This is a genomic window from Dietzia sp. IN118 (assembly GCF_032905965.1).
Lineage (GTDB): Bacteria > Actinomycetota > Actinomycetes > Mycobacteriales > Mycobacteriaceae > Dietzia > Dietzia kunjamensis.
This window is the reverse complement of sequence record NZ_JAUMSR010000003.1, coordinates 50,605-71,193: the sequence shown is the minus strand read 5'-3', so window position 1 is coordinate 71,193 and position 20,589 is coordinate 50,605. Positions and strand designations below refer to the sequence as shown.

The 20,589-nt window shown below is 68.1% G+C and carries 20 protein-coding genes; 15 read left to right on the top strand and 5 right to left on the bottom strand.

Going from position 1 to position 20,589, the window contains the following annotated elements; all coding sequences use genetic code 11:
• Window positions 1–37 precede the first annotated feature (37 nt).
• The 10 genes from Q2K20_RS17280 (at window position 38) to Q2K20_RS17235 (ending at window position 9,402) form a co-directional block, all read left to right on the top strand.
• Complete coding sequence (locus Q2K20_RS17280) at window positions 38–706, top strand: RNA polymerase sigma factor (protein WP_269504909.1); 669 nt, start codon at window positions 38–40, stop codon at window positions 704–706.
• Between the two features lie 280 nt (window positions 707–986).
• A complete protein-coding gene (locus Q2K20_RS17275; RefSeq protein ID WP_317177035.1) occupies window positions 987–1,574 on the top strand; it encodes a flavin reductase family protein in 588 nt (195 codons plus the stop codon).
• A 35-nt stretch (window positions 1,575–1,609) separates the two neighbouring features.
• On the top strand, window positions 1,610–2,839 hold the full coding sequence (locus Q2K20_RS17270) for a CmpA/NrtA family ABC transporter substrate-binding protein (RefSeq protein ID WP_317177034.1): 1,230 nt from the start codon (window positions 1,610–1,612) through the stop codon (window positions 2,837–2,839).
• A complete protein-coding gene (locus tag Q2K20_RS17265) occupies window positions 2,836–3,801 on the top strand; it encodes an ABC transporter permease (RefSeq protein ID WP_317177033.1) in 966 nt (321 codons plus the stop codon). Before Q2K20_RS17270 ends, Q2K20_RS17265 begins: the two co-directional genes overlap by 4 nt.
• The gene (locus tag Q2K20_RS17260; RefSeq protein WP_317177032.1) at window positions 3,794–4,639 is read left to right on the top strand and encodes an ABC transporter ATP-binding protein; all 846 of its coding nucleotides are present in this window, start codon (window positions 3,794–3,796) and stop codon (window positions 4,637–4,639) included. The genes Q2K20_RS17265 and Q2K20_RS17260 overlap by 8 nt, the downstream gene beginning before the upstream one ends.
• Window positions 4,636–4,953 (top strand): rhodanese-like domain-containing protein, encoded by a 318-nt coding sequence (locus tag Q2K20_RS17255; protein ID WP_317177031.1) that lies wholly within the window; start codon window positions 4,636–4,638, stop codon window positions 4,951–4,953. Before Q2K20_RS17260 ends, Q2K20_RS17255 begins: the two co-directional genes overlap by 4 nt.
• Window positions 4,954–5,024: 71 nt before the next feature.
• On the top strand, window positions 5,025–6,419 hold the full coding sequence (locus Q2K20_RS17250; protein WP_317177043.1) for an MBL fold metallo-hydrolase: 1,395 nt from the start codon (window positions 5,025–5,027) through the stop codon (window positions 6,417–6,419).
• 114 nt (window positions 6,420–6,533) lie between these two features.
• A complete protein-coding gene (locus Q2K20_RS17245) occupies window positions 6,534–7,130 on the top strand; it encodes a rhodanese-like domain-containing protein (RefSeq protein WP_069389163.1) in 597 nt (198 codons plus the stop codon).
• Between the two features lie 49 nt (window positions 7,131–7,179).
• Complete coding sequence (locus Q2K20_RS17240) at window positions 7,180–8,067, top strand: sulfite exporter TauE/SafE family protein (RefSeq protein WP_317177030.1); 888 nt, start codon at window positions 7,180–7,182, stop codon at window positions 8,065–8,067.
• Window positions 8,068–8,127: 60 nt separating this feature from the next.
• Window positions 8,128–9,402 carry an MFS transporter gene (locus Q2K20_RS17235; protein ID WP_317177029.1) on the top strand — a complete coding sequence of 425 codons (1,275 nt, stop codon included), beginning with the start codon at window positions 8,128–8,130 and terminating at the stop codon, window positions 9,400–9,402.
• A 211-nt stretch (window positions 9,403–9,613) separates the two neighbouring features.
• Here Q2K20_RS17235 and Q2K20_RS17230 read toward each other — a convergent pair whose 3' ends face one another.
• From Q2K20_RS17230 to phnC, 5 genes are read right to left on the bottom strand one after another with little or no spacing between them, the layout of a single operon-like run.
• Complete coding sequence (locus Q2K20_RS17230) at window positions 9,614–10,372, bottom strand: GntR family transcriptional regulator (protein ID WP_317177028.1); 759 nt, start codon at window positions 10,370–10,372, stop codon at window positions 9,614–9,616.
• Window positions 10,369–11,403 carry a phosphonate dehydrogenase gene (locus Q2K20_RS17225; RefSeq protein ID WP_317177027.1) on the bottom strand — a complete coding sequence of 345 codons (1,035 nt, stop codon included), beginning with the start codon at window positions 11,401–11,403 and terminating at the stop codon, window positions 10,369–10,371. The genes Q2K20_RS17230 and Q2K20_RS17225 overlap by 4 nt, the downstream gene beginning before the upstream one ends.
• Window positions 11,400–12,236 (bottom strand): phosphonate ABC transporter, permease protein PhnE, encoded by an 837-nt coding sequence (gene phnE, locus Q2K20_RS17220; protein WP_007633965.1) that lies wholly within the window; start codon window positions 12,234–12,236, stop codon window positions 11,400–11,402. Before phnE ends, Q2K20_RS17225 begins: the two co-directional genes overlap by 4 nt.
• Window positions 12,233–13,141, bottom strand: a complete 909-nt coding sequence (phnD, locus tag Q2K20_RS17215; protein WP_182640253.1) for a phosphate/phosphite/phosphonate ABC transporter substrate-binding protein — start codon at window positions 13,139–13,141, stop codon at window positions 12,233–12,235. The genes phnE and phnD overlap by 4 nt, the downstream gene beginning before the upstream one ends.
• Before the next feature lie 56 nt (window positions 13,142–13,197).
• Window positions 13,198–13,995 (bottom strand): phosphonate ABC transporter ATP-binding protein, encoded by a 798-nt coding sequence (gene phnC / locus Q2K20_RS17210; protein WP_317177026.1) that lies wholly within the window; start codon window positions 13,993–13,995, stop codon window positions 13,198–13,200.
• Window positions 13,996–14,171: 176 nt separating this feature from the next.
• Here phnC and Q2K20_RS17205 point away from each other — a divergent pair, with 176 nt between their 5' ends.
• From Q2K20_RS17205 to Q2K20_RS17185, 5 genes are all read left to right on the top strand, one after another.
• Window positions 14,172–15,416 carry an alpha-D-ribose 1-methylphosphonate 5-triphosphate diphosphatase gene (locus tag Q2K20_RS17205; protein WP_020171046.1) on the top strand — a complete coding sequence of 415 codons (1,245 nt, stop codon included), beginning with the start codon at window positions 14,172–14,174 and terminating at the stop codon, window positions 15,414–15,416.
• Between the two features lie 551 nt (window positions 15,417–15,967).
• The gene (locus Q2K20_RS17200; protein WP_317177025.1) at window positions 15,968–16,834 is read left to right on the top strand and encodes a M24 family metallopeptidase; all 867 of its coding nucleotides are present in this window, start codon (window positions 15,968–15,970) and stop codon (window positions 16,832–16,834) included.
• Entirely contained in the window at window positions 16,831–18,579 is a 1,749-nt protein-coding gene (locus tag Q2K20_RS17195; RefSeq protein WP_317177024.1) for an SDR family oxidoreductase, read from the top strand. The genes Q2K20_RS17200 and Q2K20_RS17195 overlap by 4 nt, the downstream gene beginning before the upstream one ends.
• Before the next feature lie 36 nt (window positions 18,580–18,615).
• Window positions 18,616–19,509, top strand: coding sequence for a metal-dependent hydrolase (locus Q2K20_RS17190; RefSeq protein WP_317177023.1), 894 nt, complete (start codon window positions 18,616–18,618; stop codon window positions 19,507–19,509).
• A gap of 1 nt (window position 19,510) precedes the next feature.
• Entirely contained in the window at window positions 19,511–20,551 is a 1,041-nt protein-coding gene (locus Q2K20_RS17185) for a PDR/VanB family oxidoreductase (protein WP_317177022.1), read from the top strand.
• Window positions 20,552–20,589 lie beyond the last annotated feature (38 nt).

The following is a 20,589-nucleotide window of genomic DNA, read 5'->3' as shown; positions in this document are numbered from 1 at the left end:
GAGGCACCCGCGACGAGCCACCTGAAAGGAGTGCACCATGACCGTCGACGAACTGGGGCCTGCCGCCGTCCTGGCCCGAGGCGATCGCCACGAGGTTGCCGGCTTGGTGGCCGAGTACTACCCGGGCATGCTCCGCTTCGCCCAGACGCTCGTGCCGTCCAGCGCGGCGGCCGAAGATGTGGTCCAAGAGACGTGGATCGCCGTGCTCGGCGGCCTGGAGGGCTTCGAGGGACGCTCCGGTTTCCGCACCTGGCTCTACGCCGTGCTGCGAAACAAGGCGTATCGGACCACCGGGCAGGAGATCCGACTGCGGCGTTATGAAGTCGTCGCAGTTCCGGAGTACGACGGGCAGGACGACCCCCACGGCATCGCTGGCCGGATGCACCCGCCCGGGCACCCCGACGCCGGACACTGGTCGACACCGCCCGAGGCCAGGTTTCTGCCTGAGACGGCTGCCGTCAACGCGGAACTCGGCCGGGTACTCGCTGCTGAACTCGGCCGGTTACCGGACCGGCAGCGCCAGGTGGTGTTGCTGCGCGAGGTCGACGGACTGACCGCCAGCGAGGTGGAGGAGCTTGCCGGCATCCCGGCGACCACCCAGCGTTCCCTGCTCCACCGGGCGCGAGCGCGGCTGCGCGGCGCGCTCGAGTGTTACATGACCGGCCAGTGCGCCGACCCCACCCATCTCCACGCGGAGGTCCGATGACCACTACTTACCGCCCCGGCCCGGTCGAACCCGATTGTGTCGAATTCGTGAACCTGGCTCACCAACTCCTCGATGCCGACGAGTCGACCTGGGATCGCGAGATACATGCTCACCTCGCTTCCTGCCCGCCTTGCGAGGTCTACCTCCGTCAACTCGAGGACCTCCGAACTCTGCTCCGCTCCCTCGGTCCCGCCCTACCCGCAGACGACCCCCGGCTCCTCACCGCGCTGAAGGCACTCGAGAACCGCCCGAATCCGACCACCGCCCACAGGAGCACCTCATGACAGTCACCGCCGATCAGACCGATATTCCAGATCACACCCACCTCGCAGATGATGACCTCTCGGGGGTGTGGCGCCGGGGTGACCAGGTCGACGCGGCCGCTCTCAAGCAGACAGCGGGCGCCTTCCCCAGCGGGGTCACCGTCATCACCACCGTGCAGGGAATCCGGCCGGTGGGCATGACGGTGAGCTCCTTCACGACCGTCTCCATCGATCCGCCCCTGGTACTAGTGTGCGTGGACCGCCGCGCCAGCTGCCTCCACGCATTCCGCATCGGCGCCCCGATGGGCGTCAACGTCCTCGGCTGTGAACAGGGACCACTCGCCCGGACCTTCGCCGGCCGGGGTGAGGACAGGTTCGACGGCGTCGAGTACCGCGCGGGCCCCCACGGGGTGCCGCTTCTGAAGGGCACCTCTGCGTGGCTCTCGACCCATATCGACCGCATCTACGACGGCGGCGACCACCAGATCCTCGTGGCGCGGGTCCACGCCGTGCACCGCGATGACACCCCGCCGTTGCTCTACCACTCCGGGCGCATGCACGACTGGGCCGTGGCAGCTGTCGCCTCACACGCGGAACAGCACTGATGCGCACGCCACCCAGTGCGCCAGATCACCTGCGTATGGGACGCAGGGGGTTCCTCGCCCTCGCAGGTACCACCGCGGGATCCGGGCTGCTCGCCGCCTGCAGCACCGCGAGCACGGCTCCACCCGCCGTCCCGGCGGCCGAACCCGGCACCCACGGCGCGGACGTGCCCGCCCTGCCGGGTATCGAGAACCCCGAGCTCACGATCGGTTTCATCCCCATCACCTGCGCCTCCCCGCTGGTCAACGCGGCCCCGTTGGGGATCTACGCCAAGCACGGGCTGAGGGTGACGCTCAAGAAGTACGCGGGCTGGGCCGACCTGTGGGGGGCGTACGTGGCAGGCGAGGTTCAGGCCACGCACATGCTGGCCCCGATGCCGCTGGCCCTGCACCACGGCTTCGCCTCGGGCCGCAAGACCACGCGGATGCCGCTCATCACCAACGTCAACGGGCAGGCCATCACGCTGGCGAACCGCCACCGCGACACCGTGCGTGGCCCGGAGGACATGCGAGGTTTCGTGCTGGGCATCCCCTTCGACTTCTCCATGCACAACCTGTTGTTACGCCACTACCTGTCCACCGGGGGACTCGACCCGGACCTCGACGTGGACCTCCGGATCCTGCGGCCGGCCGATATGGTCGCTAATCTGCTCACCGGCAACATTGACGGCTTCCTCGGACCGGATCCGTTCAACCAGCTGGCCGTGGCGAGGGGCGCCGGATATCTGTTCACTCTGACCCGCGACCTGTGGGACGGTCACCCATGCTGTTGCCTCGGCGTGTCCGACGAGTGGGCATTCGAGAACCCGGTGACCTACCGAGCGCTCACCAGGGCCGTCGCCGACGCCGCGGTGTGGTCGGACGACCCCGCTCACCGGCCTCAGGCCGCGGCCTCGATGGCCACCGAGCAGTTCCTCAACCAACAACCCGAGTTGCTCACCGCGATCCTCACGGGCACGTACCCCGACGGCACCGGGCGCACGATGCAGGAGCCCGACCGGATCGGCTTCCGGCCGTTCCCTAGAGAGGACTTCGGCATGTGGATCCTGACCCAGTTACAGCGGTGGGGACTCACAGATGGCCGGGACCTCGGCGACTCCTCCGCTCTGTATGCCGCGACCACCGAGGTATTCGACACCCCCGCCGCGGCCCGCGCCCTCCATGACCTCGGGATCGGCATCCCGTCGGCCCGCACCGAGACCATCACCGGCATCCCGTTCAACCCCGCCCGAACCGACATCTGGACCCGCCGAGAGGTGACCTCATGACCACCACCCCCAGCCCCCCCAAGGCCCCCGGCGCACCGGCCCCCGACCCCCGCGGCTCCTCGGGGACCGGAGTCGAGGCCGGCGACCACACGGCCAGTGACGCCCCAAACGCACACCGCTCTACCTGGAACTCGCTGTTGGGCCGACTGCCACGACGGGGATCAGGGGCCCCGTCGTCGGACCGCGCCACATCCCGCGACCGCGCTCTCGCCGCCCTGATCCTGGTCGTCACCACCTCCGTGTTCATCGGCCTCTGGAACATGGCGACCACGGGGGACGACGGCGGGCTCGCCCCCACTCCGGCGGCCACGCTCAGCTCGGCAATCGAGATTCTCTCGGACCCCTTCTACCGGGAGGGCATCAACAGTGTGGGCGTGTTCTGGCACCTCCTCGCCAGCCTGCAGCGGGTGCTCACGGGCTTCCTCGTGGCGGCGGTGATCGCGATACCGCTGGGCTTCCTGCTCGGGTCGGTGCGATCCGCCCGCTGGGGACTCGACCCGATTATCCAGATCCTCCGGCCGGTCTCGCCCCTGGCGTGGTTGCCCTTGGGGCTGGCCCTACTCCGCGACGCCGAGCGCACCGCGCTCTTCGTCATCATCATGAGCGCACTGTGGCCGCTCCTGCTCAACACCATCGAGGGCGTGCGGTCCGTCAACCCGCTCCACCTCCAACTCGCCCGCACCGTCGAGGCCGGACGGTGGAGGGTGATCCGCTCGATCCTGCTGCCGTCCGCCCTACCGCAGATGATCACCGGCCTGCGTCTGTCGCTCTCCACGTCGTGGCTCGTCATCATCGCCGCCGAGATGCTCGTCGGCGGACGTGGAATGGGTTACTTCGTCTGGAACATGTGGAACAAGCTCGACATCCCCGCGATCTGCGTGGCGATCCTCATCATCGGCCTCGTCGGACTCGCGCTAGACCGCGCAGTGTCGGCCCTGCACAAGGTGGTCCCCCATGCCTGACACTGCTCTCTCCACCAACAACGACCCATCGGCCGGCTCGTGCCACGACGCGTCGTTCCTGCATCTGGAAGGAATTTCGAAGTCCTTCGGGAATGGGGCGGACGCGGTACAGATCGTCGCCCCCACAGACGTCCGGATCGGTCGCGGTCAGTTCGTCTCCCTTCTCGGCCCATCGGGTTGCGGGAAGTCCACGATCCTCTCGATCATCGCCGGTCTAGTCGAACCCTCCGACGGTCTCCTGTGGCTTGATCGCCGGCCGATCGACGGGCCCGGCGCCGACCGCGGGGTGGTGTTCCAACAGCACGTCCTGTTGCCGTGGATGAGCGCGCGGGAGAACGTTGAGTTCGCGCTCTCGTGCGCCCGCCCAGAGCTCGGCGCATCAGCTCGCGCCGAGGTGACGGACCACTACCTCAATCTCGTCCACTTGGGCCACGCCAAGGACCGCCTACCCGGACAGCTCTCGGGTGGCATGCAGCAACGCGTCGGCATCGCCCGCGCGTTCTCGCTGGAGCCCAAGGTGTTGCTCCTAGACGAGCCGTTCGGCGCTCTGGACGCGTTGACCCGTCACTCGCTTCAACGCGAGCTGCTACGTCTGTGGGAGGCCGACCGACGCACGGTGGTCATGGTGACCCACGACGTCGACGAGGCGATCGCGCTCAGCGACCGCATCCTGGTGATGAATCATGGTCCGGACGCCACCGTGACGCGCGATATCAGCGTGCCATTCGACCGACCCCGCGACCCCGACACACTGCCGGACGACTCCGAGTACCGGAGATTGCGCACCTCTCTGCTGGACTCGCTCACCCGCGATGAGACCACGGGAGACGCAGCGTGAGCGACCCCGGCGTCGTCACCGCGTCGTTCACCGAGCTCCCCCGCGCTGCGGACGGCGGTCCGGCCTCGGGCATCGTCCTGCTCGACGTCCGAGACGACGACGAGTACGCACGCGATCACCTGGACCAAGCGCTACACGTGCCGGTCGGCCGTCTGGCCGACCGACTCGACGAGGTCCCCCCGGGCACCGTCTGGGTGCACTGCGAGCGCGGCTCCCGAGCGGAACGTGCCGGCGCCGTACTCGCCGCGGCCGGTCGTGAGGTCGTGGTCGTGCGCCAGAACATCCGCGCGGGTCGCGCCTCGGGCCTGGTCTGAAGCCGATGTACCGGTCGTCCTCGACGGCGCTCCGCGGCACCAACCCGATCACGATCGACAAGGAGATCTCGATGCTTCTCGAACGCATCTACGACGAGGACCTCGCCCAGGCCGGTTACTTCATCGGCTGCCAGGCCAAGGGGGAGGCCGTGGTTGTCGACGCCCGCCGCGACATCGGCGAGTACCTGGACCTGGCCGCCCGTCACGGCATGACCATCACCGCGGTCACCGAGACCCACATCCACGCCGACTACCTCTCCGGCACCCGCGAGCTCGCGGCCGCCACCGGGGCCACCGTCTACGTCTCTGGCGAGGGGGGCGACGACTGGCAGTACCGCTTCGCCGCGGAGCGCCTGCACCACGGCGACCACCTGAAGTTGGGCAACATCACCGTCGAGGCCGTGCACACGCCCGGGCACACCCCGGAGCACCTGTCGTTCCTCATCACCGACGGTGCGTTCGCCGATACCCCCGGATACATGCTCACCGGCGACTTCGTCTTCTCCGGGGACCTCGGCCGACCGGACCTGCTCGACGAGGCCGCGGGCGCTGTCGACACCCGCTTCGAGGGTGCCAAGCAGATCTTCCGCAGCCTGAAGGACTCGTTCGTCACGCTGCCGGACCACGTCCAGGTCTTCCCCGGCCACGGTTCGGGCAGCGCCTGCGGCAAGGCGCTGGGTGCACTGCCGTCGACCAGCGTCGGTTACGAGCGTCGCTACGCCTGGTGGGGCGGGTACGTCGAGCGTGACGACGAGGAGGGCTTCGTCTCCGAACTGCTCGACGGCCAGCCGGACGCGCACGCCTACTTCGGCCGGATGAAGCGACAGAACAGGCAGGGTCCGGCCGTCCTCGGCCCGCTTTCCCCACTCCGCGAGTACGCCCCGGCCGAGCTCTCAGCCGCGCTCGAGGCGAACCAGGTCGTCGTCGTCGACACCCGGGGCCAGGACGAGGTCCACGCCGGCACCGTCCCCGGTGCGCTCAACATCCCCGGCACCGGAAAGGCCGCCTCCTACGGCGCCTGGGTCTACGACCCCGAGAAGGAGGACACGCCCCTGGTCGTGCTCGCTCCCGACGAGGAGGTCGCCGGTGAGTACCGCGACCACCTGCTGCGGGTTGGTATCGACACGGTCACCGGGTACACGACCACTCTGGAGGGCCTGCCCACCACGACCCCCGAGATGATCGGCCCCGACGAGCTGGCCTCGTTCGACTCCGCCCTGGTCCTGGACGTGCGCAACAAATCTGAGCACTCCGACGGCCACATCCCGGGCTCGGAGCAACTCAGCGGCGGACGGGTGCTGTGGAACCTCGACCAGCTCCCGGCCGACGGGCCGATCGTGACCTACTGCCAGAGCGGCGTTCGCAACTCCGTGGCGGCCAGTGCCCTGCGCCGGGCCGGCTACCGCGTGGTCGAGCTCGAGGGCAGCTACGGCGCCTGGTCCGCGCGCAACCTCGCGTCCGCCTGATCTGCCGCACCCCACCTGCGGGGGCCGGACACCCCGTCCGGCCCCCGGTGTTCGGCGGCATCCCGCCGCCACCTGACCCCGCATTTGTCACACACGAAGGATTTCGGTTCACCCATGCTTTCCACCCTGACCACCGCCCCCACCCTCGCCCCGGCCGACCTGCGCGATGCCCTGGACTCTGACACCCCGCCCACCGTCATCGACGTGCGGTCGCCGGCCGAGTACTCCTCCGTCCACATCCGCGGCTCCTACAACGTGCCCCTCCCGCTCCTGGCCGAGCACGGCGAGGAGTTCGCCTCCCGCCTGCCGGGGCAGGTCGTCCTGATCTGCCAGTCCGGGAACCGCGCCCGGCAGGCAGGTGAGCGACTCGAGGCCGTGGGCGTGAACCCCGACTCGGTGACCGTCCTCGACGGCGGTATCGCCGGCTACGAGGCCGCCGGCGGCGAGGTGCTCCGCGGCAAGGGCGCCTGGGCGATGGACCGGCAGGTCCGGATGGTCGCCGGCTCGCTCGTCCTGGCCGGCGTCACCGCCTCCAAGGTGCTCTCGCCCAAGTTCGCCTACCTCGCCGGCGCGATCGGCGCCGGGCTGACGTACTCGGCGGCGAGCAACTCCTGCGCCATGGCCGCGGGCCTGGCCAAGATGCCGTGGAACCGCTCGGCCGACGAGCCCGGGCTCGGCGCCGTCCTGGATTCGTTGCCCGCCCGCTCCTGACCCACCCCACCCGAAGCACCGGCGCCCCCGCCGGAGAAAGGCACCTGCAATGGAGATCACCACGATCATCGTCGTGGCCCTGGCCGTCCTGGTCGGGCTGTCCTTGGGCCTTCTCGGCGGGGGCGGGTCCATCCTGGTCGTGCCGCTACTGACCTACATCGGCGGACTCGACCCCAAGGAGGCCATCGCGACCTCACTGTTCGTCGTCGGCGCCACCTCACTGGTCAGCCTCATCGGCCACGCCCGCAAGGGCAACGTCCAGTGGCGCACGGGCCTGATCTTCGGCGCCGCCGGGATGGTCGGGGCGTTCCTCGGCGGCCTTGCCGGCGGCTACATCCCCGGCACCGTCCTGATGATCGGCTTCGCGATCATGATGATCGCCACCGCCGGCGCCATGATCAGAGGACGCAAAGACCGCGACGGACAGCGCAACGACCACCACCATCCCCTCTGGCGAATCCTGCTCGATGGCCTCGTCGTGGGCGCCGCCACCGGACTGGTCGGCGCGGGCGGCGGGTTCCTCGTCGTCCCGGCCCTCGTCCTCCTGGCCGGTCTGCCCATGACCGCCGCGGTCGGCACCTCCCTGCTCGTGATCGCCATGAAGTCCTTCGCCGGGCTCGGCGGCTACCTCACCTCGATCAGCCTCGACTGGCCGCTCGTCGCCGCGGTCACCATCGCCGCGATCGCCGGGTCGTTCCTCGGCGTCCGGCTCACCTCGGTGGTGCCGGAGAAGGCGCTACGCAAGGGCTTCGGCTTCTTTGTCCTACTCATGGGCGCCTTCGTCCTGTCCCAGGAACTGCCCTTCCCCGCCGCACCGATCATCCTCGGCGTGGTGGCTCTGCTGGCGCTCGCCGCGGCCATCTGCTTCGTGGCCGTCGACCGGTGCCCCCTGCGTTCGCCGCGGGGCCGCGCCGAGCCGGCGCTGCGCACTGCCTAGCGGAGCGGCACGCAGCAAAGGCCAAACCGCCCTGACGCGGTCGATCGCGAGGAGGAAAGCATGACCAGTGAACGCACTCTCAAGCTTGGCCTGAAAGCCAACGCCGCCCAGTTCACGCTGCTCGTCGCCATCAATGCGCTGGTAGGGGGCATGGTCGGACAGCAACAGACCGTCCTGCCCCTGCTGGCCACGGACGTCTTCGGCCTGACCGGCTACACCTTCATCTTCACCTACGTGGCCGCCTTCGGCATCACCAAGGCGATCGCCAACTACTTCGCCGGGACGTTCTCCGATCGCTACGGACGCAAGCCCGTCCTACTGGTCGGGTGGCTCTTCGCCATCCCGGTGCCACTGATGCTCATCTGGGCGCCCGACTGGACCTGGGTGGTGGCCGCGAACGTCCTGCTGGGCATCAACCAGGGCTTGACCTGGTCCACCACCGTGGTCATGAAAATCGACCTCGTCGGCCCCCGGCAGCGCGGCCTGGCGATGGGTCTCAACGAGGCCGCAGGCTACGGCGCGGTCGCCGTGACCTCGCTGCTCGCCGGCTACCTGGCCGGGCAATACGGCCTGCGACCGGCACCGTTCCTGGTCGGCTTGGCCTACACGGCACTGGCTCTGATGCTGTCCGGGGTCTTCGTCCGCGAGACCCGCGATCACGCGCTCCTAGACGCCGGGCGGCACGTTGCCCGCCCCGACGGACTGCATGAGCATCTGCATGCCGACCTGACAGACCGCGAGATCGCGCTCCAAACCAGCTTCAAAGAACCGGCCCTGTCCTCGGCGAGCCAGGCCGGGCTCGTCAACAATCTCAACTTCGGCCTGTCGTGGGGACTCTTCCCCCTGTTGTTCGCCACTGAGGGTCTGCCGATGGGGCAGATCGGGCTCTTGTTCGCGCTCTACCCCGCCGTCTGGGGAGTGGGGCAGCTGTTTACCGGCGCGCTCTCGGACCGGATCGGCCGCAAGAACCTGATCTCGGTGGGAATGGCCACCCAGGCGGCCGCGCTGGTCGTCATCGCGCTCGGCAGCGGGTTCGGCGTGTGGGCGGTGGGCACCGTGATCTTGGGCGCCGGAACCGCGATGGTCTACCCGACGCTGTTGGCGGCGATCGGCGACGTGGCCCATCCTGTATGGCGGGGGCGAGCCGTCGGGGTGTACCGCGTGTGGCGCGACCTGGGATACGCAGTCGGTGCGGTGTTCGGTGGGATCGTCGCCGACGCCATGGGTATGCACGCAGCAGTGTGGGCCGCCGCCGTCAGCGCCGTCTCGGCGGCCGCGGTAGCGATCCGCATGTACGAGACGCACACACCGCTCGCCGTCGGAGACGAGCGGTGATGACTGACCCGACCTCGGCGACCGGGCCATTCGAGGTCCGGGCGGATCGATAACGCAACCGACGATCACTCATCCAAAACACTGCAGGTTAAAAGGTCACGCACCTGTCTTTGCCTCAACTCAACACCCTTCATTTTACATAACGTAAGTTATCGGCGTTAATATGTCGGGAGTGCGGCTATTCGGGGCGGGCGATGGTTTGTCGTCCTGATTAGGTGGTGTCGAAGTCGACCTCGACTCGGAATACATCGGCTCGAAGCCAGGAGATCGTGAGTTCTACGGGGTGGTGGTTGCGTGCGGCGGCATCGGTGCGGGACCGGATTGAGATGACCGGTGGGCGGCCGCTCAGTTCGAGGTGCTCGGCGACGTGGGGTGGCGCCGGGTCGATGGCGACGCCGAACCATCCGCGCTCGGGTTCCAGCTTGTAGTGGGTGGCCAGGGTGTCGTGCAACGAGCCGGCAGGGTCGAGGACCTGGGGTAGGTCGGGGACGAGTTGGGGGTCGAGGTAGGTGTCTGCGTAGCCGACGAGCTCGTGGTTGATGTATCGGTTACGGGAGAGTGCGAGCAGTTGTCTGCGCGCTCCCACTTTCATGCGGCCACGGACCTCGGTGGGTGGGGTCTCGAGTCGCCATCCGGTGGTGCGAACGTCTGGGGCGAATCCGGCTTTGCGGACGCTTGCGCTCCAGGACGGTGGGATGTGTCGACTGATGGTGTAGTCGATGCGTCGGGACACGAAGGTGCCGCTGCCCTGCCGACGGCGCACCAGGTAGCGCCTCTCCAGCTCGGTCAGTACGGCTCGGGCGGTGAGCCGGCTGACGCCCAAGGTGCGGGCTAGTTCGTCTTCTGACGGAAGCCGGGTGCCGACGGGCTGGTTGGCGATCTGCTCGGCGAGTGCGTCGGCGGCGGAAAGGTACACCGGTACCCGAGGACTGGTTTTGACGGGTGCGGCGTCGCTGATGGGCGTGATCATACTGCGGGAACGGAGGAGGTCGACGGTTTCCGCGGGTCGTTGACGGCTCCGTCGGGCACTTTTCCCGCGAGTGATTGCAGGATGGATCTCGCCGCGTGCTCCTCGATCGCCAAGCGTGCCGACGCGACCGCAGATCCGAGGTGCGGGGTGAAGAGGGTATGGCTCGTCAGTTCCATCAGGTCCGGGTGCAGGCCGCTGGGGCGGTCGGGTCGGGAGAGGTCCTCGAACTCGAACACGTCTGCGGCATATCCGCCGAGGTGTCCGCTGCGCAGGAGCTGGGCCACTGCGCCTTCGTTCACTACTGAGCCTCGTCCGACGTTTACCAGTAGCGCTCCAGGTTGCATCGATGTCATCGCCTGGTGGTCGAGCAGGTGCAGTGTGTCCGCCGTCAGGGGGGCGCAGACCACCACGGAGTCGCTGTGCTGCAGAAGCTCGGCGAGTTCCACCCGTTCCATACCGATCGACGCCGCGGTTGCGGACGGCACCGGATCGGGGTCGTGGTAAAGAAGTCGGGGATTGAATCCGGAGAGCATTTGCGCCACGGCCCGGCCGAGTACGCCGGCGCCCACGATGCCGATCGTGGAGCCGACGAGTGTGCGTCCGTAGAGCACCGGCCGCCAGCCGCGGAAACCGGCTCGCACGGTGCGGTCACCGGTCGCCACGTGTCGAGCGAGGCCGATCAGCAGCCCGACTGCCAATTCGGCGGTGGGTTCGGTGAGTAAGTCCTCGACTCGGGTGAGCCAGATGCCGCGCTCGGTGCAGGCGCTAACGTCGATGTTGTCGTAGCCCTTGAGTGCGCCGGCGACCACCTGCAGTCGCGGGCAACCGTCGAGAAACTGCGCGGTGATCTGGTCGGGCATGAACGCCATCAGCCCGTCGGCGTGTGCCACTCGGCGTCGCAATTCGGATGCCGGGAGGCTGTCGTCTTGCTGGTTCGGCACCACGTCGCACTCGCGGCCGAGCATGTCGAGGATTTGGGGATGCACCCGGTGGGTGAGGACGACCACCGGGCGCGCGGACGCGTTTGTCATTGGAACCTTCTTCGTAATGCTCCGCCGAGGGCGTCGACCACGGTGACGGTGGCGAGGATGACGAGCAGGATTGCGGAGACTTCCTGGTACTGGAGGGTGCGGAGGGCGGCCATCAGCTCGAATCCGATGCCGCCGGCGCCGACGACGCCGACGACTACCGAGGCGCGGAAGTTGAGCTCCCACCGGTAGACGGTGACGTCGGCCATTTGGGGCAGTACCTGCGGCAGGATGCCGTGCAGAATCACTTGTGCCCGGGTGGCTCCGGCGGCGCGGGCAACCTCGACGGATGCCTGATCGGCGCGTTCGATGGAGTCGGCGAAGAACTTTCCGACCATGCCGGCGGAGTGGATACCCAGTGCCAGGGCGCCGGGAAGGGCGCCGAAGCCGACGGCGGCGACGAACACGATCGCCATGATCAGCTCGGGCACCGATCGCAGGGTGTTGAGGACCAGGCGCGCGACCGCGTAGACGGTGGGGTGCGGGGAGGTGTTACGGGCCCCGAGCAGCGCGAGTGGGACCGACAGCAGGACCGCCAGTGCGGTGGCCGCGATACTCATCGACATCGAATCCCACAGTGGGCCCCACCACCGGTTGATGTTGGTGAAGTCCGGGGGCCACATGTCGCCCAGGAGGTCGGCGATGTCGGCCAGTCCGGTGATCATCCGTTCGCCGTCGAGTAGTCCCACCGCCCAGACGCACACCAGCACCAGGACGCCGACGACGCCCATGGCCGCGCTGTTGCGCCCCCAGCCAATCCACACCCGACGGGAGATGTCCCGGTACTGTTCTTCCCGCCGTTCCTCGACGGGGTCCGGCAAAGTGTCGGCGGTCACTGGTAGTCCGCCAGGTCGATGTCCAGCAGGGGCGCAAGGTCGCGCACCGCGTCGTAGTCTTGATCGGTCACCGGTCCGAAACCGGCGGCGTTGAACGGCTCGAGCACGGCATCGTCGTCGAGTTCTAAGAACGCCGCCCGCACTTTTGCCTTGAAGTCCTCGGGCAGGTTCGTCTGCATAGTCCACGGGTAGTTGTAGTAGGGCTCGGACTCCTGGACGGTCACGACCACCTCAGGGTCGATGGTCCCGTCTCGGACCATGCGCTCGTAGATGGGCAGGCTCATGCCGCCCGCGTCGGCGTTGCCGTTCTGCACTGCCAGCGCCACCGCGTCGTGGGCGCCGACGTGCTGTTCTTCGTAATCGCCGTCGTCGACGCGCAGGCCCGCTTCCTCTGCGAGCATGGCCTTGGGTATCAGGTGGCTGGAGGTGCTGGCCGGGTCTCCCCACGCGACGGTCTTGCCAGCGACGTCGCCGAGTGTGGTGATGCCGGAGTCGGCATTAGCGAGAAACACCCCTTGGTAAGTAGGGGCAGCGCCTTCTTCCTCCTGCAGCGCGGCGAAGGGCTCGATGTCGGCCTTCTCCTGGGCGAGCACGTAGGACAATGGCCCGAAGTAGGCCAGGTCCAACCGGCCGCGGGTCATCGCCTCGATCATCGAGGAGTAGTCGGTGGTGACGATGAGTTCGACCTCGACGCCCAACTCGTCCTGTAGGTATTCCTTGAGCGGTTCGTTGTCCTGGATCACTTGAGACGCGTTCTCGTCGGGCAGCAGGGCCACGCGGAGGGTCTCAGGCACCTCGCCGGCGGCAGGCTCGGAGGTGGAACCGGAGCCGCAGCCGGTGAGAACAAGCGCGAAAGAGATCAGCGCCGCCAGTGCGGCAGCTGTGGAACGGGCTGGTCTAATCATTGTGAAGAACTCCAGGATGTGGTGAGTGTGATTCGGGTGGTGCGAGCAGCGTCCGGTCAGCGGACACCAGCAGTGAGGTGGCCGGTGACAGTACTGGCGACGGTGTCGCCGTCGGATTCCTCAGTGACGCCTTCGTAGATGAGTTGGATGGCGTCATCGGTGACATCGGACGCGGGGCTGTCATGCACGATCTCGCCGTGTGCGAGGCCGACGATGCGGTCGGCGTGCTCAAGGGCCAGGTCGACTTGGTGGAGGCTGGCGACGAGTGTGATGCCGTTGTCGTGACAGACACGGCGCAACAGCGCCATCACTCGGACTGCGGTGGCCGGGTCGAGGCTGGCAACCGGTTCGTCGGCGAGGATCAGTTGCGGCTGTTGGGCGAGTGCGCGGGCGATGCCGACGCGCTGCTGCATGCCGCCGCTGAGATTGTCGACCCGGGTGAGCGCGTTGTCGAGCAGACCCACCTGGTCGAGCGCCTCGAGGGCGATGCGCTCGTCGGCGCGACCAGCGGGCAGGAGACCGTGCCAGAAACTGTGGTAGCCGACTCGGCCGAGCAGTACGTTGCGCAGCGCGGTGTACCGCGGGACCAACTGGTGGTGCTGGAAAACCATGCCAGTGCGCCGGCGATGCCGTCGTAATGCACGGCGCGAGTCCAGTGCCGGGAGACCGGCGGCACGCACAGTCCCGGTGGTGGGCTGCACGAGCAGGTTTATGCACCGCAGCAGTGTCGATTTGCCGGCTCCCGAAGGACCGAGCAGCACGGTCACCTGCCCGGCCTCGATCGTCAGGTCGGTTCGGCGCAGCGCCTGCACGCCCCCCTTGTAGGTCTTGCTCACCTCGACGAGCTCGATCATGGAAACCCCTCTGTAGGACTTGGTCGAACACCCCGAAACCTATAGAGGACTTATGAACGGGCGATCAGGGTTGAGAGAACGGTGAGTGAACCCCGTCCGACCATCCGATGCCGGTGAACGACCGATGACTTCCGCGTTCATGCGACGGCCATAGGGCCCTGTCAGAATGTGTCGTCATGACCTTCGGAAACTCGTGCTGGCCGCCGACAGATTTCGTGATCGGCCACGTCACAGCGGTGCTACCCGATCGGGTGGAGGACAACGCAAGAGTGGTGGTGCGCGAGGGTCGGATCGCCGAGGTGGGCCCACACCCGCCGGGTGCCGGCTGCACCCTGGACGCCCACGGCGCCCACTTGCTGCCGGGCCTGGTCGACGTCCACACCGACATCCTCGCGCGGGAGACCCGGCCGCGACCGGGCGTCGTCCTAGACCCTGCCTTCGCACTGACGTCGGCGGGCGGCCGTCTACGCGCGGCAGGAATCACGACCGCCTTCCACGGCCTTGCATTCCAGGAGCACTCCATCGTGGGAACGACGATCGGTTCCCCCGCTGCCGCAGAATTGTCCGATTCGCTGCGTCATGCCGACGACACCCAGGTCGACCACCAGGTCTTGCACCGGTTGGACGCCCGCTGCGAGTACGGCCGGACGCTGCTCGCAACGGAGCTGGCCGCACTCGACGACTCCGCGGATTCTGAAAGGCTTCGGAGCATCACCACACCGGATGATTCCCAACGCGCACGGGTGCCGATCGTCTCGCACGAGGACCACACACCGGGGCAGGGGCAGTTCGCCGACCCCACGACCATGCAGCGGTGGCTGATCACCAACGAGGGTATGACCGAGGCCGCTGCGGTCGACCACGTCGATCGGTGGCGTCGCACCCGCGCCGAACGTCTCACCGTGCGAGACCGCGCCCTCACGTGGCTGGGCGACCTGGCCCGAGCCGGACACATCCGGCTCTTCGGCCACGACCTGGCCACCCCGGAAGACGTCGCGGCTGCCGCCGACCGCGGCTGCACCGTGGCGGAGTTCCCAACGACCCTGGACGCCGCCCGTGCCGCCCGCGACCGAGGCATGCTCGTCGTTGCTGGCGCCCCGAACGTCGTCCGTGGCGGCTCCCACACCGGGAACGTCTCGGCAGCCGAGCTCGTCGTCGCCGGTGTGGCCGACTCCCTGGCCAGTGACTACCTTCCCTCCTCTATGCTCCCAGCCGCAGTGCGACTTGTGCGCGACGGCGTCCTCTCACTCCCACACGCCGTTCGACTGATCACCTCAGGCCCGGCCGCCTGTGTCGGTCTCTGCGACCGTGGCGCGCTGACCGAAGGCTTCCGAGCCGACCTCGTCCTGACTGACCTCAGCAAGACTTGGCCCGTCGCCCACGTCATTTCGACTCAGTCGCATACCGCTGCCCGCGAGTAGCTCGGATTCAGCGGCAGTAGGCCACGAGGACTGTCACCGCTTCGGCTGTCTCACACCAGTCCGGCGGATAGGGACAGGTCGGTATCGAGAATTGTCGGTCACCCCAGTCGCGTCCACCGCGTCCCTACCGCGCAGGCTCCAGCCGACGTCGTCCGCCTCGATTCCGCCGTCACCATCCGCGCAGCAGACACCTCAGTTCAATCCGGTTACTTGCCGCGGACACCGCGCGGCAGCTTGAGGAGCAACGCCAACAGGCGCGTCTCCGTCATGCCCGACGTCGGTGGATCGAGGCTAAGTGCGTGCTGCGATCAAGGATCCGGATCAGGTCTTGATGAGTGCTTCAGGATTATCTCCGTGGAGGAAATCGAGAGCTCACTGCTGAACTCAGGCTGAGTTCTACCAGGTCACCTGTGCTCGCAGAAGGTCGCAGAAGCGGAGTGGCGATCTGAACGGGCCGGTGAGGGCCGGGCCTTCCAGCAGGCGACCGCGAGCGACAACTACTTGCACTATGAGACGCCATGTCTAACATGGACACTATGTCTCATAGTGATGTGGCCGACGCCACGTATCTCGACCGGTTTCGGCGCGCGCAGCGATTGTCCTACGAGTGCGTGGAAGCGGTCGCCGCGACGCTGGAGGAGGGGGTGACCGAGCGCGAGGTGGCTGGTCGTCTGCACGACTGGCTCACCGAACGCGGTGTGCGCGACTGGTTTCACACCCCGTTTGCCTGGTTCGGTGACCGCACTGCTTTCCGGCATTTTGTGACCCCGCTGCATTTTTTCCCTACCCGGCGGCGCCTGGAGTTCGGGATGGCGTACATCCTCGACGTCGCCCCGGTCCTCGATCGCGCTATCGGTGACATCGGTTACGCCCGCGCGTTTGGCGAGAACCCCATCCATGACGAACTTATGACGGACCTGGCGGCGTATCGCGATCTCATCCCGCGGCTGATCACCGACGGTTCCACCTTGCGCGAGGTCTATCTCGAGGTCGATGAGCTCATCCGCCGCCAGGGGTACGACAACCGGCATCGCGTGTATCCGGGTCGGGTCATCGCCCACCAGGTTCGGGACGTTGAGTCCCGCCTGCCTCGTTTTATCGCCTTCGGTTTCGGCAGTCGTGCGCTGCGCACCCTCGTCGGCGACCTGGTGGTCGAGCGCGCGCATCACCGCTCGCCTCTGTGGGCCTCCGGCGCGATCTCCGATCACCGCCCGGAGCCGGGCCTGTGGGCGGTGGAGCCGCATATCGGGTTTCGTGATGTCGGTGTGAAGTTCGAGGAGATACTCGTGGTGCGCCCTGACGGTTCAGCGGCCTGGCTCGACGACGAGACGCCACACGTTCGTCGGTGGCGGGAGCAGGGCCTGGCGTGTGGGTTCTCCGAGGTGCAGGTGGGCGAGGCCCGAGGGGTGACGGAATGACGAGCCGCAGCGCGCGGCTTGAGGCCGAGACGTTCATTGTCGTCACAACCGACGGTCTTTCGCTCGCCGTGGCCGCTACCGGCCCGGACGATGCGCCGACGCTGGTGTGCGTCCACGGGTATCCCGACAACCGCAGGGTCTGGGACGGCGTGGCCGGTGAACTGTTGGGTCGCTACCGCGTCGTCACCTACGATGTGCGCGGCGCCGGTTCCTCCGAGGCGCCGGCGACTCGGTCGGGGTACATCAACGAACAGCTCGCCGCGGATCTGGACGCCGTCATCGAGGCGGTCTGCCCGGATCGGCCGGTGCATCTGCTCGGCCACGACTGGGGTTCCATCCAGACCTGGCACGCCGTTACCGGTGACGGGCCGTCCTCGCGCGCGGCCTCGTTCACCTCGATCTCCGGGCCCTGCCTCGATCTCGCCGCATTGTGGGTGGCCGGCCAGGGCCGGGACCGCACCGCGCCGATGATCACGCAGTTGCTCTCGTCGGCCTACATCGGGTGGTTTCACGTGCCGCGGTTGCCGGAGGCGGTGTGGCGCAGCGCCGTGGGAACCCGTCTGGGTCGGGCGCTGGGAGCTGCCGGTTCCTCCGGCGAGGGCGCTGCGCAGCCTGAACGCGACTTCATCAACGGCCTTGAGATGTACCGCGCGAACATGCGGCGCCACCTCGGCCGCCCCCGTCACCGTCGCACGTCGGTGCCGGTGCAGGTCCTGGCCCCGACTCGCGATGCGTTTGTCACCGCGGCGCTGCAGGAGTCCGCCCGTCTGGGCGCCGATGACGTGCGCATCCTGCCGGTGGTCGGGGGGCACTGGATTGTTCGTGACCGTCCGGCGGTCGTTGCAGCGCTGGTGGACGAGCATATCCGGGCCGTCGTCGGCCGCGCCGCGGCCCCGGCCACTGAGCAAGCTGCCGATGACGGGCGGGCTGCGCGGGGTGAGCTCGTCGTCATCACCGGGGCGGGAAGCGGCATCGGCCGCGCCACCGCGATCGAGTACGCCGCCCGCGGCGCCACCGTGGTCATCGCCGACCGCGACTCAGGTGGTGCCGAGCGCACCGCCCGCCAGGTCGGTCTGGTCGGTGGTCGCGGCATCGCCTACCGTCTCGACGTCACCGACCCCGGCGGTTGGCGCGAGTTCGCCGCGTGGGTCCGCGGTCGTCATGGTGTCCCGGACGTGCTGATCAACAACGCCGGGATGGGGATGGGTGGTGCCTTCTTTGATACGTCGGTGGAGGATTGGAAGGCGATCATCGACGTCAATCTGTGGGGCGTCATCCACGGGTGCCGCGAATTCGGCGCGATGATGCGCGATCGCGGCACCGGCGGCCAGATCGTCAACATCTCCTCGGCGGCGGTGTTTCTGCCGTCGCGGACCTTGCCCGCCTACGGCACCACCAAGGCCGGGGTGCTGGCCTTGAGCGAGTCCCTGCGCGGCGACTTCGCCCGCTACGGCATCGGCGTCACCGCGGTGTGCCCCGGGTTCGTCAACACCGGGATCAGCCGGTCCACCCGCTACGTCGGGATGGACCGCCAGGCCGAGGAACGGACCCACCGCGCCGCCTCCGGGCTCTACGCCCGTCGCGGATACAGCACGGAGCGCGTCGCTGGCGCGATCGTCCGCGCCGCGGACCGTAATACCCCCGTGGCCCCGGTGACGGCCGAAGCGCGGCTCGGGATGCGCCTTGCCGGCATCACCCCCGGCGTGCTGCGCGTGATCGCCCGCACCGATCTCACCCCGAACTGACAACTGCCACGGATGGACACGAACGGAAACCACGCCATGACCGACCAGCACAGAACGACCGCAGATCGCCACCCGCGCGAGGAGGAGCAGCTGGTGCTGGCCGCCCGCGAGGTCGAGTTCGACTGGTCACAGCTGCCGTGGCACTGGATCCCCGGCGAGCCTGTCACTACGCACACCCTCAACGTTCTGCACTTGCTGCTGCCCGCCGGTGAGGACTGGTTCGTGAAGGTCCTGCAGCAGGCACTGCCGATGATTCGCGACGATCGCGTGCGCCAGGACGTCCTTGGGTTCATCGGTCAGGAGGCCATGCACTCGAAGGCCCACGGTGGGGTGCTCGACCATTTCGCCGCGATGGACATCGACGTCAGCCCCTACACCGGTCAGATCGACTGGGTGTTTGGCCAGTTGCTCGGTGATCGCGGGCTGACCGGCCGGCGGGCGCAGAACTGGATCGTTGAACGCGTCGCCCTCATCGCCGCGGTCGAACACTACACCGCTGTGCTCGGGGCCTGGGTTCTCGAGGCGCACGCCCTCGACCGCGCCGGGGCCGACCCGACGATGATGGATCTGTTGCGCTGGCACGGTGCCGAGGAGGTCGAGCACCGTGCGGTGTGCTTTGACCTGCTGACCCACCTCGACGATTCCTACCTCCGGCGGTTGCGTTCCTACATTTTCGTCACCCCGGTGTTGTTGTGGCTCTGGGTGCGGGGCGTGCGGTTTTTGATGGCGGTGGATCCCTACACTGATCGGAAGGCACGGTGGCGGGACTGGGTGTTGGCGGCCCGGCGGGACCTGTTACCCGGCCCTGTCGAGCTGGCCCGTGAGGTTGTTCCCTACCTGAGACGGCGCTACCACCCGAGCCAGCAAGGCTCGGTCGAGCCGGCCATCCGCTATCTGGCAACGTCGCCGGCCGCGCGGGCGGGACACTGAGATGCTCGACTATCCGCCCGATCTGCACGGGGCCCGGCGCGCCGACCGGGCCATTCGGATTCTCGGCGCCCTATCGCGGGCCGTGTTGGCCACCGACGGCGGCGGCTGGTCCGCCGATCGGGTGCGGCCCGTGGACAGGATGCGGCCGATGCGGGTCGTCGACAAACCAATCCTCGCCGACGACGTCGTCGGACTGGTCCTGGAACGCGAAGACGGCCAGGCCCCCCCAGCCTGGAGCCCTGGTTCCCATGTGGACCTGACGTTGCCGTCCGGGCTGCGCCGCCAGTACTCGCTGTGCGGCACCGACCCTGATCGTTTTCAGATCGCGGTCCGCCGGATAGGTGTCGCATCCTCGGAGATCCACGACCGCGTCCGTGTGGGTGACCTGCTGCATACCCAGGGCCCGCGTACCGCGTTCCCCTTCTGCGGCGAGGCTCGCGTCCTACTGGTGGCCGGGGGGATCGGCATCACTCCGATCGTGGCGATGGCACGCGCGTGCGCCGCACGCGGGCTGGACTGGCACCTGGTCTACGCGGGACGCACCCGCGAGTCCATGCCGTTTCTCGACGAACTCGACCAGCTCGCCGGCTCGCGTCTGACCGTGCTCGTGGACTCCGAACGCGACCGCCGCCCAGACGCAGTCGACTTGCTGTCCTGGGCGGACGAGACCACCGCCGTGTACTGCTGCGGCCCCACGCCGATGCTCGACCTCGTGCGGGCGGCACGCAGGTCCGTGCCCGCGCCCCTGCATTACGAACGGTTCGCCCCTCCCCCGGTGGTCAACGGCCGGGAGTTCACTCTCACCCTGGCCCGCACCGGACGCACGCTGAACGTCCCGGCCGACCGCAGCGCCCTGGACGTCGTCCTGGACACCGTCCCCGACGCCCCGCACTCCTGCCGTCAAGGCTTCTGCGGTACCTGCCAGGTCTCCGTCTGCGACGGACGAATCGAACGACGCGGCCGCGCTCACGGGCCGGAACGCACCGCCATGTTGCTGTGTACTGACCGCGTCGACGGAAAGTCCATCGTGGTGGATATGTAGCGGTCTGCCCGGCACCTGGCGACTTTCGCGCACTAGGC

What these genes read in the sequence shown, in the direction of transcription:
- Q2K20_RS17280 (WP_269504909.1), top strand. Translation starts at nt 38, where the DNA reads ATGACCGTCGACGAACTGGGGCCTGCCGCCGTCCTGGCCCGAGGCGAT.
- Q2K20_RS17195 (WP_317177024.1), top strand. Translation starts at nt 16,831, where the DNA reads ATGACGAGCCGCAGCGCGCGGCTTGAGGCCGAGACGTTCATTGTCGTC.
- Q2K20_RS17265 (WP_317177033.1), top strand. Translation starts at nt 2,836, where the DNA reads ATGACCACCACCCCCAGCCCCCCCAAGGCCCCCGGCGCACCGGCCCCC.
- Q2K20_RS17260 (WP_317177032.1), top strand. Translation starts at nt 3,794, where the DNA reads ATGCCTGACACTGCTCTCTCCACCAACAACGACCCATCGGCCGGCTCG.
- phnD (WP_182640253.1), bottom strand. Translation starts at nt 13,141, where the DNA reads ATGATTAGACCAGCCCGTTCCACAGCTGCCGCACTGGCGGCGCTGATC.
- phnC (WP_317177026.1), bottom strand. Translation starts at nt 13,995, where the DNA reads ATGATCGAGCTCGTCGAGGTGAGCAAGACCTACAAGGGGGGCGTGCAG.
- Q2K20_RS17235 (WP_317177029.1), top strand. Translation starts at nt 8,128, where the DNA reads ATGACCAGTGAACGCACTCTCAAGCTTGGCCTGAAAGCCAACGCCGCC.
- Q2K20_RS17240 (WP_317177030.1), top strand. Translation starts at nt 7,180, where the DNA reads ATGGAGATCACCACGATCATCGTCGTGGCCCTGGCCGTCCTGGTCGGG.
- Q2K20_RS17190 (WP_317177023.1), top strand. Translation starts at nt 18,616, where the DNA reads ATGACCGACCAGCACAGAACGACCGCAGATCGCCACCCGCGCGAGGAG.
- Q2K20_RS17230 (WP_317177028.1), bottom strand. Translation starts at nt 10,372, where the DNA reads ATGATCACGCCCATCAGCGACGCCGCACCCGTCAAAACCAGTCCTCGG.
- Q2K20_RS17245 (WP_069389163.1), top strand. Translation starts at nt 6,534, where the DNA reads ATGCTTTCCACCCTGACCACCGCCCCCACCCTCGCCCCGGCCGACCTG.
- Q2K20_RS17185 (WP_317177022.1), top strand. Translation starts at nt 19,511, where the DNA reads ATGCTCGACTATCCGCCCGATCTGCACGGGGCCCGGCGCGCCGACCGG.
- Q2K20_RS17225 (WP_317177027.1), bottom strand. Translation starts at nt 11,403, where the DNA reads ATGACAAACGCGTCCGCGCGCCCGGTGGTCGTCCTCACCCACCGGGTG.
- Q2K20_RS17205 (WP_020171046.1), top strand. Translation starts at nt 14,172, where the DNA reads ATGACCTTCGGAAACTCGTGCTGGCCGCCGACAGATTTCGTGATCGGC.
- Q2K20_RS17275 (WP_317177035.1), top strand. Translation starts at nt 987, where the DNA reads ATGACAGTCACCGCCGATCAGACCGATATTCCAGATCACACCCACCTC.
- Q2K20_RS17250 (WP_317177043.1), top strand. Translation starts at nt 5,025, where the DNA reads ATGCTTCTCGAACGCATCTACGACGAGGACCTCGCCCAGGCCGGTTAC.
- Q2K20_RS17270 (WP_317177034.1), top strand. Translation starts at nt 1,610, where the DNA reads ATGGGACGCAGGGGGTTCCTCGCCCTCGCAGGTACCACCGCGGGATCC.